This window comes from Flavobacterium sp. GNP011 (assembly GCF_056428925.1).
Genome location: NZ_JBWJVJ010000053.1, coordinates 1 through 919 on the forward strand (window position 1 = coordinate 1; position 919 = coordinate 919).

Here is a 919-nt window from a genome sequence, read left to right on the forward strand (position 1 = left end):
TATTTTCCATTTCCATTTTTTTTCTTCTTCTGCGGTAAACTTACTGCCAACGTTCTCGCGCTACACGCGGTTTGGGACTAAATTAGCGTTATTTTTCGGATAAGCCAAAACTTCCAGATACAAAACCATATTCAAATTAAGCCTAAAACCCAAATTGCTTGTAGCGTGTGTTGGCAGTAGTAAATTTTCTCACCAATTTTCCATATCAATTTCGTGTAGATTATCTTTTGGAAATTTATATTTGGCTATTAATTCTTCTTCTGTAAATGATATTTTTTTGGGATTAACAAATAGCTCCAACGCTTTATCAAGTTCTGAATATTTGTCGATTAAATTGTTTGAAATAGAGTTTGTCAGATATATTGAAAATAGTGAAGTGATTGAACTTGCTTCCAACCACCCTGAATTAAATGTCAATAAACTTCGTAATGCTCTTTTATAATTAATTAGTTGTTGATAAGGCATTATTAAATGTTCTATATGAACTTCCTTTTCTTTTCTTTCAAATTTTTCATTAGTCTCAACGACTGCGTTCATTAGTTCAATTAATTCGGAAAAATCACTTATATCTTGTTTTTTTAGAAAATCACCAGAAAGTATAGTATGTATCGTATCATCGTTATTTTCTGAGAATATTTTTTTAGCTTTTTGAATAAAGTTAGTTGTAATTTTACTATCAAAAAATGCGTATATCAACGAATTTATCTGCTTCAACCTTATTAGTCTTGATTTATTATTCTGCAGAGAATTTTCAGTCCAAAGTTTAGAGTCAGGAGTCATTTCGCTAAATTCAAAAATCATTTCCAACAAGTCAATACCTTTATATGTTTTCGTTTGTTGCATTTTATATCGTTTCGTTTTTTATTACTGCCAACGTTCTCGCGCTACACGCGGTTTGGGACTAAATTAGCGTTATTTT

Annotated in this window: 1 protein-coding gene; it reads right to left on the minus strand. The window is 30.5% G+C overall.

Going from position 1 to position 919, the window contains the following annotated elements; translation table 11 throughout:
* Positions 1–189 precede the first annotated feature (189 nt).
* A complete protein-coding gene (locus AC061E_RS16590; protein WP_478287248.1) occupies positions 190–843 on the minus strand; it encodes a hypothetical protein in 654 nt (217 codons plus the stop codon).
* Between the last annotated feature and the right edge of the window lie 76 nt (positions 844–919).